At 69.9% G+C, this 15,262-nt stretch carries 12 protein-coding genes; 5 read left to right on the top strand and 7 right to left on the bottom strand.

What is annotated here, in order from left to right; genetic code table 11:
• Positions 1-33 precede the first annotated feature (33 nt).
• Positions 34-1,200 (bottom strand): pre-mycofactocin synthase MftD, encoded by a 1,167-nt coding sequence (gene mftD / locus FHU35_RS10040; RefSeq protein ID WP_145738239.1) that lies wholly within the window; start codon positions 1,198-1,200, stop codon positions 34-36.
• Between the two features lie 305 nt (positions 1,201-1,505).
• Here mftD and mdo point away from each other — a divergent pair, with 305 nt between their 5' ends.
• From mdo to mftM, 4 genes are all read left to right on the top strand, one after another.
• Positions 1,506-2,798, top strand: coding sequence for an NDMA-dependent methanol dehydrogenase (gene mdo, locus FHU35_RS10035; protein WP_145738238.1), 1,293 nt, complete (start codon positions 1,506-1,508; stop codon positions 2,796-2,798).
• Positions 2,799-2,892: 94 nt separating this feature from the next.
• Positions 2,893-4,080, top strand: a complete 1,188-nt coding sequence (locus tag FHU35_RS10030; protein ID WP_246110212.1) for an AAA family ATPase — start codon at positions 2,893-2,895, stop codon at positions 4,078-4,080.
• Positions 4,081-4,090: 10 nt separating this feature from the next.
• On the top strand, positions 4,091-5,611 hold the full coding sequence (locus tag FHU35_RS10025; RefSeq protein ID WP_145738237.1) for a VWA domain-containing protein: 1,521 nt from the start codon (positions 4,091-4,093) through the stop codon (positions 5,609-5,611).
• Complete coding sequence (gene mftM / locus FHU35_RS10020) at positions 5,608-6,510, top strand: mycofactocin oligosaccharide methyltransferase MftM (RefSeq protein ID WP_246110211.1); 903 nt, start codon at positions 5,608-5,610, stop codon at positions 6,508-6,510. The genes FHU35_RS10025 and mftM overlap by 4 nt, the downstream gene beginning before the upstream one ends.
• A gap of 10 nt (positions 6,511-6,520) precedes the next feature.
• Here the strand turns inward: mftM and FHU35_RS10015 are convergent, their stop codons facing one another.
• From FHU35_RS10015 to adh, 5 genes are all read right to left on the bottom strand, one after another.
• Positions 6,521-7,189, bottom strand: coding sequence for a MadR family response regulator transcription factor (locus FHU35_RS10015; RefSeq protein WP_246110210.1), 669 nt, complete (start codon positions 7,187-7,189; stop codon positions 6,521-6,523).
• The gene (locus FHU35_RS10010; protein WP_246110209.1) at positions 7,186-8,556 is read right to left on the bottom strand and encodes a MadS family sensor histidine kinase; all 1,371 of its coding nucleotides are present in this window, start codon (positions 8,554-8,556) and stop codon (positions 7,186-7,188) included. Before FHU35_RS10010 ends, FHU35_RS10015 begins: the two co-directional genes overlap by 4 nt.
• Positions 8,553-9,791: an iron-containing alcohol dehydrogenase gene (locus FHU35_RS10005; RefSeq protein ID WP_145738236.1), complete on the bottom strand. Its 1,239-nt coding sequence runs from the start codon at positions 9,789-9,791 to the stop codon at positions 8,553-8,555. The genes FHU35_RS10010 and FHU35_RS10005 overlap by 4 nt, the downstream gene beginning before the upstream one ends.
• Before the next feature lie 197 nt (positions 9,792-9,988).
• Entirely contained in the window at positions 9,989-10,363 is a 375-nt protein-coding gene (locus tag FHU35_RS10000; RefSeq protein ID WP_186459358.1) for a DUF779 domain-containing protein, read from the bottom strand.
• Positions 10,363-11,886 (bottom strand): aldehyde dehydrogenase, encoded by a 1,524-nt coding sequence (adh, locus tag FHU35_RS09995; protein ID WP_145738235.1) that lies wholly within the window; start codon positions 11,884-11,886, stop codon positions 10,363-10,365. The genes FHU35_RS10000 and adh overlap by 1 nt, the downstream gene beginning before the upstream one ends.
• Positions 11,887-12,084: 198 nt before the next feature.
• Between adh and FHU35_RS09990 the strand changes: the two genes are divergently transcribed.
• Entirely contained in the window at positions 12,085-13,584 is a 1,500-nt protein-coding gene (locus tag FHU35_RS09990; protein ID WP_425474120.1) for a helix-turn-helix domain-containing protein, read from the top strand.
• A 70-nt stretch (positions 13,585-13,654) separates the two neighbouring features.
• Here FHU35_RS09990 and FHU35_RS09985 read toward each other — a convergent pair whose 3' ends face one another.
• A complete protein-coding gene (locus FHU35_RS09985) occupies positions 13,655-15,238 on the bottom strand; it encodes a type 1 periplasmic-binding domain-containing protein (protein ID WP_145738234.1) in 1,584 nt (527 codons plus the stop codon).
• Positions 15,239-15,262: the final 24 nt, after the last annotated feature.

The following is a 15,262-nucleotide window of genomic DNA, read 5'->3' as shown; positions in this document are numbered from 1 at the left end:
GAGCGGCGCCCCGGGAGCGGCGGGGAACCGCTCTCAGGAGCGGATCTCCCGGCCGAAGTCCGGCGGAACGATGAGGTCTTCCGGCGAGAGGTCGTGGACCGAGGAGCGCCCCAAGGCGAGCAAGGAGGAATCGATGCCGTTGCGGAGGACGTCGAGGACGTTGCGCACCCCCGCCTGTCCCTCCGCGGCGAGGCCCCAGAGGTAGGCGCGGCCGATGAGCACGGCCCTGGCGCCCAGCGCGAGGGCCTTGACGACGTCGCTCCCCCTGCGGACACCACCGTCGAGCAGCACCTCGATGTCGTCGCCGACGGCCTCCACGATCGCCGGCAGCAGCCTGATGGTCGCGGGGGTGGAATCGAGGTTGTTGCCGCCGTGGTTGGACACCGAGATCGCGGTGGCGCCGATGTCGCGGGCGCGGCGGGCGTCGGCGGGGTGCGTGATTCCCTTGACCATGAACGGACCGCCCCACTGCTCCCGAAGCCATGCGATGTCCTCCCAGGTGGGTGGCGGGGTGAACATCCACTGGCCGTAGGCGCCGAAGAACGTCGGCGCTTCCTCGCCGCGCGGCACCATGTTCGGTGTGGTCAGATCCGGTAGCCCGTGCCGCAGGAATCCGCGCAGCCACCGGGGTCGCAGCAGTCCCTGCGGAGCGAATCCCAGCTTGGTGCGCAGGTCGAGCTTCTCGGGAATGGGCGGGCTCCCCCAGTCCCTCCCCGTGGCGAAGCACCAGTCGAGCGTGACGATCAGCCCCTTCGCCCCGGCTGCCTTGGCTCTCTGAGCACGGCCCAGCACCTTCTCCCGATCGCCCACCCAGTAGACCTGGAAGAACGTCATCGGGTTGGCCTCGGCCACGTCCTCCACCGCGCGGCTGCCGAACGCGGACAGGCCGATCGCGGTGCCCGCCTCGGCCGTCGCGCGGGCGACGGCCACCTCGCCTTCCGGGTGCACGGCTTGCACCCCGGTCGGTGAGGCCAGCACGGGCAGCGACAGCTCCTGGCCCATCACGCTGGTCGACAAGTCCCGCTCGGACGGGAGGTCGGCCACCCGCGGCGCGAACCCGAGCTCGCCGAAGGCCCGGATGTTGTCCTCGAGCGTCGACCCGCGCTCACTGCCCGCCACGAGCGCCAGGTAGACCGACTTCGGCAGTCGTCTCCGCGCCCGCCGGTGGGCCTCCGCCACTGATTCGAACCACTCCGCCATGCCGAACCACGCTAGGTCGCCCAGCCTCCGGCAGCACCGTGCGACCGGGCCCACCCCGCCCCGTCCGATCGAACGGGCCGATCGCGCGCACCTGACCGATCGGACGGGTCCCGACCTCCCCGATCGTCCGGACCTGCGTTCTCGGACGAGGGGTCTTGGCTCGCGGCCGTTCTCCCGAGGTGACCTGGGGCACTAACTTCCGGCATGAGCCGGGTTCGACGCCGGTCGTCCCCCGGAACCGGTCGCGGCGCCCCACCCCCGGCCGTCGAGCAACGTGCAGCGACGCGCGTGGAAAGGACAGCGAAATGCAGGTCGATGAGCTGCTCAAGCCGTTCCCGATCAAGGAGTTCCACCCGTTCCCCCGCGCCCTGATGGGACCCGGTTCGCACGAGATGATCGGCCCGGAGGCGCTGAACCTGGGCTTCAAGAAGACGCTGGTGATGACCTCCGGCCTGCGCGGCACCGACATCGTGCACAAGATCGTCGAGTCGATGCGCTACCACGGCCTGGAAGTGGTGGTCTACGACCAGGTCGAGTCCAATCCCAAGGACTACAACGTGATGGATTCCGTCGCGATGTACCAGGACAACGCCTGCGACTCCTTCGTGTCGATCGGCGGCGGCTCCTCGCACGACGCCTGCAAGGGCGCGCGGATCGCGGTCGCCCACGACGGCCGCAACGTCAACGAGTTCGAGGGCTTCAACAAGTCGGAGAACCCCAAGAACCCGCCGCACATCGCGGTGTCCACGACGGCGGGCACCGGATCCGAGACGTCCTGGGCGTACGTCATCACCGACACCACGACCGATCCCGACAACCCGCACAAGTACGTCGCTTTCGACGACAACTCGGTGACCACGCTGGCGATCGACGACCCGGTGCTCTACTACGACTGCCCCGTCGACTACACCGCGCAGTGCGGCTTCGACGTGCTGGCGCACGCCTCCGAGCCCTACGTGTCCCGGCTGAACTTCCAGCCGTCGCTGGGCAACGCGCTGCACGCCGTCAAGCTGACCGCCGAGAACCTGCGGCAAGCCGTGTGGAACGGCCAGGACCTGGCCGGCCGCGAAGGCATGATGTACGCGCAGTACATCGCCGCGCAGGCCTTCAACTCCGGCGGTCTGGGCATCATCCACTCCATCTCGCACGCGATCAGCGCCTTCTACGACACCCACCACGGGCTCAACAACGCCGTCGCGCTCCCTCGCGTGTGGGCGTTCAACATGCCGGTGGCCTACAAGCGGTTCGCCGACATGGCCGAGGCGATGGGCGTCGACACCCACGGCATGACCGATCCGCAGGCCGCCGACGCCGCGCTCAACGCGGCGATCCGGCTGCTGCGCGACGTGGGCATCCCGGAGCGCTTCGTCGACGTCAACGCCGACAGCTACTCGAAGAACCGGCTGGGCCAAGGACCGACGAAGTTCTACGAGCGGTCCAAGGAGATCAAGGGCGACGCCGGCGACGTCGACCGCATCACCCACCACGTCCTGGGCGACGCCTGCACGCCGGGCAACGCCAAGGAGTGCACCTTCGACACCGTGCGCCCGGTCGTCGAGCACTGCTTCACCGGGGATCTGGACGACCTCATCACCTGACCCCGGCCCGGAACCGGCCGTGGTGCCGCGCACTCCGACCGCGCGGCACCACGGCCCTCCCACCACCGCACGCCCGAACTCCGGAGGTATCGCAGTGCTCGACGACATCGAGGACCAGGCCGCCGACAAGCCCTTCGAGTCGGTGGAAGAGGTGATCAACCGCTTCGGCGAGCACGGCTACATCGCCGACCGCAGGCTCGCCACCACCGTCTACCTCCAGTCCAGGCTGGACAAGCCGCTGCTTCTGGAAGGGCCTGCGGGCGTGGGCAAGACCGAGCTCGCCAAGACGCTCGCCGCCGCGACGGGCCGAAAGCTGCTGCGGTTGCAGTGCTACGAAGGGCAGGACGAGAGCAAGGCGCTCTACGAGTGGGACTACGGCAAGCAGCTGCTCTACACCCAGATGCTGCGGGACAAGATCGGCGAGATCATCGCCGACGCGCCGGACCTGAGCACCGCCATCGACCGCATCGGCGCGCAGGACAGCGTCTTCTTCTCCGACCGCTTCCTGGCGGCCCGGCCGCTGCTGGAAGCCATCCGCGGCGAGCAGCCCGCCGTGCTGCTGGTCGACGAGGTGGACCGCGCCGACGAGTCCCTGGAAGCGGTGCTGCTGGAATGCCTCGCCGAGTTCCAGGTCTCGGTGCCGGAAGTGGGCACCTACACCGCGACCACTCCCCCGTACGTCGTGCTGACCTCCAACAACACCCGCGACCTGTCGGCCGCGCTGAAGCGCCGCTGCCTGCACCTGTTCCTGGACTACCCGGACCACGACCGGGAGTTGGAGATCGTCCGCTCCAAGCACACCGGACTGCCCGAGAACCTGGCCGAGCAGCTGGTGACGGTGGTGCGGCGGTTGCGCGCGCTGAAGCTGCGCAAGGCGCCGTCGATCTCCGAGACCATCGACTGGGCCCGCACCCTCGCGGTGCTCGGCGCCGACGACCTGGGATCGGACGTCCTGGCCGAGACGGTCAACGTCGTCGTGAAGTACGAGCGCGACCTGCACCAGGCGCTGGACGTGATCGGGCACATGGCCGATCCGAACCGCGACATCCCCGAGCAGCTGCCCACCCACGGGCATGGCCACGGCCACGGGCACGGGCACGGGCACGGGCATGACCACGACCACGGCGACGTCGACGGCCGCGATGTGCGCGCCGCCAAGGACGAACCCGGCCGCCACGATGATTCCTACTACGGCGCACCGGGTTCCAGCGGTGCTCCGAAGCGCTCCACGGGTGGCCAGGGGCAGCGCTCGTTCTCATCGGCGACCCGGCGCAAGTCGTGAGGAGCGAGCCGTGGAATCAGCACTGCACCGATTCGTCCGCCTGCTGCGGCTTTTCGGCCTGCGCATCTCGGTGTCCGAGGCGACCGACGCGATGCGCTGCGCCGCCCAGCCCGGGATGCTCGACGATCGGGACGCGCTGCGGGACGCGCTGAAGGTCGCGATGATCAAGGACCGGCGCGACGAGGAGATCTTCGACGAGGTCTTCACCACGTTCTTCACGTTGCGCCCGGTGGTGGCCGACGACCACGAGCACGAGCACAGCCACGAGCACGACGACCTCTCCGACACCGGTGAGCTGCAGTCGTTCACGGTCTCGGAGGAGCCCGCCGAAACCCCGCAGGAAGGCCACACCCACGCCAAACCCGCGGACATCCGGGACTACTTCGACCCGGACGACCTGGCCCAGCAGTACAACCTGCACCAGGAGAGCAACAAGATCGACCTGGCCTCGATGACCGACGAGGTGGTGTTCTCCAGCGACGACAGCAGCGCGGGCGGCGGATCGGTGCCTTCGGTCCAGCTGGAGACCGAGCACCTGAGCAACGCCGGGACACCCGGGTCGCTGGCCGAGCACACCGGCCACCGCATCGACACCCGGCTGAGCATCGCCGAGCAGCAGACGCTGCTGGACTGGCTCGCCGACGACGGCGGCCCGGACGACTCCGCTCCGCGCGGCAGGCTCACGGGCGTGCTGGAGAACCTGCCGGAACTGCTCAAGCAGCACCTGGCCAAGCTCGCCGAGCTGGAGAGCACGGCCAAGGAGTCCCGCGAGGTCACCACCGGCCGGCTCGACCGGGTCGACGAGGGCGAGCGGCAGCAGCTGGAGGAGTCGCTGCGCCGGATCGTGCACAGCCTGCGCGGGGCGCCGACCAGCAAGCGCCGCAACACCCCGCGCGGCAGGGTGCACCCGGCGCGCACGATGCGGCGCAACATGCGCTACGACGGCGTGCCGTTCCGGCCGGTCACCGTGACGCGAGCCGAGGACAAGCCCCGGTTGATCGTGCTCGCCGACGTCTCGCTGTCGGTGCGCTCGACCGCGCGCTTCACGCTGCACTTGGTGCACGGCCTGCAGTCGCTGTTCACCCAGGTCCGCACGTTCGCCTTCGTCGACGACCCGGTGGAGATCTCCGAGCTGTTCACCGATCACCCGCTGGAGCGCGCGCTGGGACTGGTCTTCGACGGCCTGCCTCAGGGCGGGATCCTCGACGTCGACGGGAACTCCGACTACGGAGCGACTTTCGCGTCCTTCCTCGACGAGTTCGGCAACGCGCTCAACCGGCGGACCACCGTGCTGATCCTCGGCGACGGGCGCGGCAACGGCAACGACCCGAACGTCGAGGCCCTCGCGGAGATCGCGCGCCGCAGCCGCGAAACCATCTGGCTCACCCCGGAACCGCGCTACTCGTGGCGGCTGGGCCGCTGCGACCTGCCCGACTACGCCGAGCACTGCGACCGGGTCCAGGTCGTGCGCGACCTCTCGGGCCTGGCGAAGGCGGCCGAGACGATGGCGACGGAGGTGACCGGGCGGTGAGCGCGGGAGAGCGCTCGGCGCTGCACCACATCGACCCGCTCTCCCCGCACGGCCACGACCCGATGGTCACCGTCGCGCGGCACGAACCTCCGTGCGACGCGCGCGTCGCGGTGACGCGCACGGAGCACTTCTGCCTGCACCGGCGGGACCACCGGATGGAGATCACCCACTGGTTCCGGCCAGAGGAGCTGGACAACAACCTCGCCGGGATCCTCGCCGCCGAGCTGTTCGCGCCCGGCTGGCTCAGCGGCGTGGAGGTCTTCGAGCGGGTCTTCACCGAGGTCGTGCAGTCGGTGATCGACGACCCGCTGCGGGCGTGGACGACGTTCTACGACAACACGCTCGCCCGGATCCGGGAGTGCGGGGCGACTCCGCCGTCCGACGCGTCGCACTCCTCGATCGCCGGCTTCGCCCCGGTGTACGAGCGCGTCCTGCGTCTCACGCCGCCCGGCCGGGTCCTGGACCTGGGATCGTGCTTCGGTTTCCTGCCGCTGCTGCTGGCCGAGCGGGCCGAGCACTCGGTGATCGCCTCGGACCTCGCGCCCGGCAGCATGCGCCTGCTGGAGGCCGTGGCCGCGACCCGCGGTCACCGGATGCCCACCCTGGTCTGCGACGCCACCCAGGTCCCCCTCCCGGGCGGAACGGTCGACGCGGTCACGGCGATCCACCTGCTCGAACACCTCGAACCGGCCCGGGGTGACGCGGTCCTCGCCGAAGCGCTCCGCTTGGCCCGGCGGCACGTCATCATCGCGGTTCCCTACGAGGACGAGCCGAACGACGCCTTCGGCCACGTCCGCACCTTCACCCCCCACGAGCTCCACCGGATGGGCGCGACCACCGGCCACCCCTACGAGGTGACCGACCACCACGGGGGCTGGCTCACCATCAGCAAAGCCTGATCCCCGGTTCTCAGATGAGGTGGAGCTTGCTGGCCTCGTAGACGGCTTCGGCCCGGCTGGTGGCGGTGAGCTTGCGCATGATGTTGCGGACGTGGAACTTGACCGTGGTCTCGGAGATGAACAGCTCCGCCCCGATGTCGCGGTTGCTGAGGCCGTGAGCGAGCTGCCGGAGAACCTTGAGCTCCCGCTCGGTGAGCCGAGGTTGGCTGACGGGCGAGTTCATCGATTCGACCATCGCGGCAGCGGAGCGCGAGTCGAAGGAGCTCTCGCGGCGGGCCACCGCGCGGAGGGAGCGGACGAGTTCGGTGGTGTCGACGTCCTTGACGACGTAGCCGCGCGCCCCGCGGTGGATCGCCTCGACGACCAGCCGGCCGTCGAGGAACGTGGTCAGCACGAGGACGCCGAGATCCGGGTGCAGCCGGGTGAGCTGCCCGCACAGCTCGAGCCCCTCGGTGTTGTCACCGGTGGAGAGCTTCAGGTCCAGCAGCACCACGTCCGGATCGGCTCCGCCGACGACGTTGATCGCCTCGGCCGCGGACGCCGCCTCGCCGACGACCTCCAGGTCGTCCTCGCGTTCGAGCACGGAGCGCAGCCCGTGGCGGACGATCGCGTGGTCGTCCACGAGCACGATCCGCACCCGAGAAGAACCGCTTCGCTGGCCGGGGACCTCCGGGTTCACGGCACCACCTCCGCGTCCGGTGGGAGCGGCACCCGCAGTTGCAAGGCGATGCCGCCCATGCGCGAGCGGCGGATCCCCAACGTCCCTCCCAGCTCCGTCGCGCGGACGGCCATGTTGGCCAGACCGCGATGCCGACCGGCGAGATCCGTCGCCTCCGACAGCTTCAGCGACCGGCGGAGCCGCGCCGGATCACCCGTTCCGTCGTCGGACACCGTCAGCCGGAGCTGGTCGGGCTGGTAGACGAGGTGCACGACGGCCCGAGTGGCCTCGGCGTGCGAGACGATGTTGAACAGCGCCTCACCGGTGAGCCGCAGGATCGAGCTCTCGTCCTCCGGCGGCAGGGGTGCGGGAGAACCCGCCACCCGCACCTCCACCTTCAACTCGCTCGACAGGTGCACGGTGGACAGCTGCTTGAGCAGAACGGGCAGCGAACCCGGTGGTTCCTCGGCTCCGTGGTGCAACGCGTAGATCGCCGCCCGCAGCCGCTCCACCGCCTGCTGCGTGAATCCCTTGGCCGGTGCGAGCTTCTCCGCGACGCGCTCCGCGTCCGGGCCCATCTCGGCGAGTTCACCGCGGCAGACCTCGACGGTCATGCCGGCGCTGAGCACGTACTGGGTGACGGTGTCGTGCAGCTCGCGGGCGATGCGGTGCCGTTCGTCGTCGAGCGCCTGCCGCTGCATCGCCTCCACCAGGCGCCGCTGGGTCTCCTGCAGCTCCGCGTTGCGAGCGGCGAGGTCCCTGGCCTGCTGAGCGGCGGCTTCCGAGAGCTGCTCGGTGCGCCCGCGCAGCTGGGCGGCGGCGTGGAAGAGGAACGAGTTGTGCACGGCGACGGCGGCCTGGTTCGCCAGGACCCGCAGGATCGCCAGGTCGGTGTCGGCCACCGGCACGTCACCGGGCCAGCCGACGAGCCCGCCGACCGGCTCGTCGTCCAAGGTCATCGGCGCCCGGACCCACCCGGGACCACCGGGTTCGAGTTCGACCTCCCACGGCCGGCTGCGAATTACATCCAGCTGTACCCGCACTTCCGAGGGCAGATCGGCCTCGTCGTCGACGAGCTCGCCGCGGTCCAGCAGGAGGAACCGGGGGCGGGCGGCGCGCAGCGCGCCGTCGGCGATGCCCAGCAGCAGCCGATCGGCCTGCAGGTGTTCGGCAGCGGCCCGCACCACCGCCTCGACCAGGGTGCGAGGGCCTTCGACGGTGCGCACCAGGGCCCGGGAGATGCGGTCGAGCGCTTGCACCGCGTGCTCCAGGCGCTCGGCGGATCGCACGTACTCCGGGTAGAACGAGCGCTTTCCGGAGCGCAGCCCCGTCAGCACGCCCAGGTCGTCGCCGAAGTCACCGCCCGACGCGGCGGCACCGCCGCTCACAGCGCCGCCCGGAACAGCCGCGCGATGTCCGTGGCCCGCGCTTCGCGCGGATTGGTGGTCAGGCAGGCGTCTTTGAGCGTGTTGCGGGTCAGCACCGGGACGTCGGCGTCGGACACCCCGAGGGATCGCAGCGTCTGCGGCACGCCGACCACGTCGGCGAGCTCCCGCACTCGATCCGCGAGCGCGAAGGCCACCTCCCCGGCGGGCACGCCGACCACGTCGATCCCGATCGCCGCGGCCAGCGGGACGTAGCGGGAGGCGTCGGTCTCGGCGTTGAAGCGGATCACGTGCGGCAGCAGCACTCCGTTGATCACCCCGTGCGGAGCGTCGAGCAGTCCCCCGACCTGGTGGCTCATCGCGTGGGTGGCGCCGAGGATGGCGTTGGTGAAGGCCATCCCCGCTTCCAGCGCTCCCTGCGCCATCGCCACCCGCGGCTCGGCCTCCGCCGGGCGGAACAGGGTGCGGGCGAGGTTCCCGGTGATCAGCTTCGCGGCGTGCAACGAGTGCTGCTCGGTGAGCGTGTTGTGCGCACGGGAGACGTAGGACTCGATCGCGTGGGTGAGCGCGTCCAGGCCGGTGGCGGCGTTGAGCCAGTCCGGCATGCTGGTCAGCAACCTCGGGTCGACCACCGAGATCTCGGGGACGAGCGCGCGGCTGAGGATGGTGACCTTGGTGGCGTTCGCGGTGTCGGTGATGATCGCGAACTGCGAGACGTCGGCACCGGTTCCCGACGTCGAGGGGGCCATGACCAGCGGCGGGATCGGGTTGGTCACCTGATCGACGCCTTCGTAGTCCAGGATCCGGCCGCCGTTGCCGGACAGGATCGCAACGCCCTTGGCCGCGTCGATCACCGAACCGCCGCCGACCCCGATGATCACGTCCGCCCCGGACTCGGCGTAGCGCCGGTGGGCGGCCTCGATCTCGTGGTCCTTCGGGTTGGGGGTGACGGCGTCCCACACGATCGCTTCCAGGCCGACCGCCTTCAGGTGCCCGGCGGCCTCGGCCGCCCACCGCGCCTCGGTGAGCCCACCATCGGTGACCAGGAACGGACGGCGCGCACCGAGCCGCCGCGCGCAATGACCGAGCTCGGCCAGCGCACTGGGCCCGAAGACGACCTCGGGCACGTGGAACTTCGCCAGGCGGGATGAGTCACCGCCCGGAGACGTGATCTGCGGCCCAGCCAGCTCGGGCACGTCGACCTCGCGCGAGCTGGGCACCCGGCTTCGCACTGTCATCAGGCATCCTCCAGCCGCCGGTGCGGGATGTGCGCGGACCTCGACGATCGCGAGTCGGGTCGACGGGCCGAGCCGAGGACCATCCTAGCCCGATACGTGACCCGCACCACATCGCTGACGCGCCCGGAGGCGACCGAGCGGGGCCCGCCCGATCAAGCGGACCCCGCAGCCGCCCCCCTTCGCCCGGCACCCGCCGATCAGACGAGGCCGAACGCCGTGAGCTCGTCGTCGGTGAGCAACCGCGAGCGGATCAGGAACCGGACTCCCTCCGGCGCCTCCAGCGAGAACCCGCTGCCCCGGCCGCGCACGACGTCGATGGTCAGGTGCGTGTGCTTCCAGTACTCGAACTGCGAGGCCGACATCCACACCGGGATCGCCTCACCGTCCACGTCGAGATCGCCGAGGTGGACGTCGGAGCCTCCGGTGCGGAACTCCCCCGCCGGGTAGCACATCGGGGCGCTGCCGTCGCAGCACCCGCCGGACTGGTGGAACATCAGCGGACCGTGGTCGGCCCGGAGGCGGCGGAGCAGCTCCGCCGCCTCCGGGGTCACGGCCACCCGGGCGGGCTCCATCAGAAGAAGCCCAGCTTGTCCGGCGAGTAGCTGACCAGCAGGTTCTTGGTCTGCTGGTAGTGCTCCAGCATCATCTTGTGGTTCTCCCTGCCGATGCCCGACTGCTTGTAGCCGCCGAAGGCCGCGTGCGCCGGGTAGGAGTGGTAGTTGTTCACCCACACCCGGCCCGCCTGGATCTCGCGACCCGCGCGGTAGGCGGTGTTGGTGTCGCGCGACCAGACCCCGGCGCCCAGGCCGTAGAGGGTGTCGTTGGCGGTCTTGATCGCGTCGGCGTAGTCGTCGAAGCGGGCGACGGACAGGACCGGGCCGAAGATCTCCTCCTGGAAGATCCGCATCTTGTTGTGGCCCTCGAACACCGTCGGCTCCACGTAGTAGCCGCCGGAGAGCTCGCCCCCGAGGTCCGCCTTCCCGCCACCGGTGAGGACCTTCGCGCCCTCCTGCTTGCCGATGTCGATGTAGGAGAGGATCTTCTCGAGCTGGTCGTTGCTGGCCTGCGCACCGATCATCGTGTCGGTGTCCAGCGGGTTGCCCTGCTTGACCGCCTTGGTGCGATCCACGGCCTCACCGAGGAACTTCTCGTAGATGTTGCTCTGGATCAGCGCCCGCGAGGGGCAGGTGCAGACCTCTCCCTGGTTGAGCGCGAACATCGTGAAGCCTTCGAGAGCCTTGTCGTAGAAGGCGTCGTTGGCGGAGGCGATGTCGCCGAAGAAGATGTTCGGGCTCTTGCCGCCCAGCTCCAGCGTCACCGGGATGATGTTCTCGCTGGCGTACTGCATGATCAGCCGACCGGTGGTGGTCTCACCGGTGAAGGCGATCTTGCTGATCCGGCTGCTCGAGGCCAGCGGCTTGCCGGCTTCGACACCGAAGCCGTTGACCACGTTGAGCACACCGGGCGGCAGCAGGTCGCCGATGACGCTGAGCAGCACGTGGATCGAAGCCGGGGTCTGCTCGGCGGGCTTGAGCACCACGGCGTTGCCCGCGGCCAGCGCGGGCGCCAGCTTCCAGACGGCCATCAGGATCGGGAAGTTCCACGGGATGATCTGGCCGACCACGCCCAGCGGCTCGTGGAAGTGGTAGGCCACCGTGTTGTCGTCGACCTCGCCGAGGCTGCCCTCCTGGGCCCGGATGGCTCCGGCGAAGTAGCGGAAGTGGTCGATGGCCAGTGGGATGTCGGCCGCCAGCGTCTCGCGGACCGGCTTGCCGTTCTCCCAGCTCTCGGCCACGGCCAGCCGCTCCAGGTTCGCCTCCATGCGGTCGGCGATCCTATTGAGCACCAGCGCGCGCTCGGCGACCGAGGTGCGCCCCCAGGCCGGTGCCGCACCGTGCGCGGCGTCCAGCGCGCGCTCGACGTCATCGGCGGTGCCGCGAGCGATCTCGGTGAAGTCCGCACCGGTCACCGGCGTCGGGTTCGCGAAGTAGCCGCCCTTGGCCGGGGCCACGTACTCACCGCCGATGTAGTGGTCGTAGCGGGATTCGTAGGCCACGACGCTGCCCTGCGTACCCGGCGCTGCGTACTTGGTCATGCGTTTGCCTCCTGCACGAGAACTTCCGTTGTCGTGCAGCAGCGTGTCCCACCTCACGTTGCAACGAGGTTGCACCGATCGGATGCCTGACCGAACGGACGGTTTCAAGCCCGTTGCCGGTCCGGTCCCTTGTCCCCGCTGGTGCTCGTGGTCATCATGAGCCCACGCGTCACCGCCGACGCGAGGACTGGAGGCAGCGTGCAGGCAGAGGAGGAAACCCCCACCGCGACGATGCTCGCCGACCCGCTGGAGTACGCATCGCTGCTCGGGCGGGTCTGGGACGCGGTGCTGCGCGGCGATCGCTCGTCCCACTCGCCGCGGACGCTGGTCTCGGAATCGTGGCAGCGGTCGCTCGCCGCCGAGATCAATCCCAACGCCTGCGAGGCCCCGGTGGTCTGCGAACGCGCCGAAGTCCGCGACATGCGCTCCGAACATCCCCTGGCCGCGGCGATTCCGGTGCTGAGGCAAACGGTTCTCGACGTCGCCGACGAGGCGATGCACGTGATGATCGTGACCGACCGCGACGGGCTGATCCTCTGGCGCGAGGGCAACGCCGACGTGCAGCGGCGCGCCGACCGGGTGCGGCTCAGCGAGGGAACCCGCTGGGCGGAGGAGGCCATCGGCACCAACGCGATGGGAACCACTCTGGCGGTGGGGAAACCGGTGCAGATCTACTCCGCGGAGCACCTGGTCCGCACCTATCACGACTGGACCTGCGCGGCGAGCCCCATCCACGACCCCGACACCGGTGACGTGCTGGGCTCGGTGGACATCAGCGGCCCGCTGCGCACCGTGCACCCGGCGATGGTGTCGCTGGTCAGCGCCGCCGCTCAACTGGCCGAAAGTCACCTGCGGGCGCGGATGGCGGCGCGCGACGAGCAGTTGCGGGCCCGGAACATGCCGCACCTGCGGGCGTTGCGCGGTGAAGCGGGCGCGCTGCTGACCCGCACCGGGCGGGTGCTGGCGGTGGAGCCGGGCGCTTCGCTGCTGCCCGAGCGCGTCGACGTCGCCGACGGCCGGGTCACGCTCGCCGATGGCCGCGAGGCCGTGCTGGAACGACTCGCGGAGGGCTTCCTCTTGCGGCTGCCCGGTTCGTCCTCCACCCCGGCACGCCCGAGACCGGTCCTGTCGCTGTCCTTCCTGAACTCCGCCGGCCCGCGCGCGGTGCTCGACGGGCGCGAGGTCCCGCTCTCCCTGCGGCACGCGGAGATCCTGACGTTGCTGGCGATGCGCCCGGCCGGGCTGACCGCCGACCGGCTGGCCTTCCAGCTCTACGGCGAGCGCGGCAACCCCGTCACCGCTCGCGCCGAGATCCACCGGCTGCGCACGCATCTGGGCGAGCACGTCATCGCCACCAAGCCCTACCGGCTGCAGGCCGCGGTCGACGCCGACTTCCTCACGGTGCGTCAGGCGTTGCACGACGGCGACCTCCGCAGCGCCTCGGAGACCTACCGAGGCCCGCTGCTGGAGGACAGCGAGGCACCGGCGATCCGCGACGAGCGGGAGGAGCTGTTCGCCTCGCTGCGCAACGCCGTCCTCGATCGCGGGGACGTGGCAGCGCTGTGGGCGCTGTTCCGCGACCACCCGACCGACGACCTGGAGGTCCTGGGCCAGCTCGCGCACCGACTCCCCCACCACGACTCCCGCCGACCGCTGGTCACCGCCCGCATGCAGCAGGTCCTCGCCGGCGAGGCCTGATCACCCGGCGGATCGCTGGGAGCCGTTCCGCGTTCTCACCACCTGAGCGGCGCCGAGCGAGGCGACCACGTCAGCACTGCGGGGCCTCGTCGGGGCAGCGGGGATTGGGTTGGCGGTACTGGTGGATCACCTCCGCGCGGAGCTTGCCGGGCTCGCTCGGATCCGAGTAGGGGCCGATCTCCATGATCGGGACGGTCCGGCCCACCGGGTCACCGGTCTTCGCGTCGATCTCGAACCGGCCGGCCGCACCGTCGACCCACTTCATGCCGGAGTTGAGGTTGCCGAGCTGGTCTACGACGTCGCTGATCGGCGGGAGATCACCCGATTGATCGGTCGCGCCCCGAATCGCGGTGATCGCGGTCTTCACGGCGTCATGAGCCATGATCGCCCAGGCGTTGTTCAGATCGTCCTTCTCGAACGAGCGGGTGAACTCGGACGTGAAGTTCGGGTCCTGGAGGACGGACTGGTCGGCGAGCGCGGCGTAGACGACCCGGACCTCCCGCTGCCCAGGGATCGTCGGCTTCAGCGTGTCCTGCAGGGTGCTGCCGTCCGACCCCGTGACCACCGTGATCGGGTTCTTGCACTGCGTGTCGTTGCGCAGCTCCTCGATGAAGCCGGGCAGGAGAACCGCGCGTCCCGAGTACAGCACGGTGTCCGGTGGGTTCACGCCGCACAGGGTTCTCGCGATGGCGCTGAACCGGCTGGACACACCTGATCCCTGGCCGTCGTAGGGTTCGTGCGGGTTCTCGGCCTCGCGCCACTGCCGGGCGAAGTGCTTCTCGAAGTCGCGCCGCAACCCGGCGGTGTAGAAGTCGTTCGCGTTGGTGTCGTGCACGATCAGCGGCCGGATCGACTGCAGTCGTGGTGCCGAAGCGAGCGCGGTGACCTCGGTGTCGTTGCTGACGCTGACGCGACTCAGGCCTGGGATGCCGGGAATGCGCTCGTTCGGTTCCGGGGGCTGCCCACCGACCTTGTTCAGCTCGTCAGCGGTGATCACCGAACCGATCATGGGGATGCGCGGGCCGGAGAGGGGATCGTCTCCCCAGAGGGCACGAGCGCCCCAGACGGTCTCCCGAACGCTCACGCCCATGCCCGTCACGGCCACCAGCGGTTGTTCGTCGTCCTTCATCTCGATCAGATCGGACGTCACGCTGGACCAGGCGTGCTCGGTTCCGCCCTCGTTCGCCAGGACGAGACGGATCTTCGGAGCCGCGTTCTCATCGCGATTGGCCAGGTGCTGCGCCAGGTAGGCGCCCTCGACGTGGGCTCGGATCTGCTGCTCGGACTGGCTGCTGCCGTCGCCCTTGCTCATCGGCATGAGCAGCCCCACGGTCACCGCCGATTCGCCCTCCAAGCGCAGGTTCTCATTCCTGATGAGCTTTTCGACGCGTTCCAGCGAACGGTCGAAGTGGAAGGAGTTCGGATCATCGTCGAGATCCGTGAGATCGGTGACCCCGACGCACTCGCCTCGCTGCGACACCAGTTCTCCCCCGCAGCCGGTCCACCAACCTCCGATCACCGGCAGGCCCACCAGGACCAGCCCCACCGCAAGTGCCGCGGCGACGAGGAAGCTCCCGTACTGGGCGATGCGAGCCGCTGTCGGCTTCGGCGGCTTGAACTCGGGCGGGTATTCCGGAGCATCGGTTCGGGTCACGGCGAATCCCCTCGATCAGGCCGG

This window comes from Saccharopolyspora dendranthemae, from assembly GCF_007829955.1.
GTDB lineage: Bacteria > Actinomycetota > Actinomycetes > Mycobacteriales > Pseudonocardiaceae > Saccharopolyspora > Saccharopolyspora dendranthemae.
Note: the sequence above shows the minus strand (reverse complement) of the source record. Positions and strands in the feature narration are given on the sequence as shown.

Excerpts from the sequence above, each read along its gene's own strand:
- adh (WP_145738235.1), bottom strand. The coding sequence starts at position 11,886 with ATGACCAAGTACGCAGCGCCGGGTACGCAGGGCAGCGTCGTGGCCTAC.
- FHU35_RS10005 (WP_145738236.1), bottom strand. The coding sequence starts at position 9,791 with ATGACAGTGCGAAGCCGGGTGCCCAGCTCGCGCGAGGTCGACGTGCCC.
- mftD (WP_145738239.1), bottom strand. The coding sequence starts at position 1,200 with ATGGCGGAGTGGTTCGAATCAGTGGCGGAGGCCCACCGGCGGGCGCGG.
- mdo (WP_145738238.1), top strand. The coding sequence starts at position 1,506 with ATGCAGGTCGATGAGCTGCTCAAGCCGTTCCCGATCAAGGAGTTCCAC.
- FHU35_RS10000 (WP_186459358.1), bottom strand. The coding sequence starts at position 10,363 with ATGGAGCCCGCCCGGGTGGCCGTGACCCCGGAGGCGGCGGAGCTGCTC.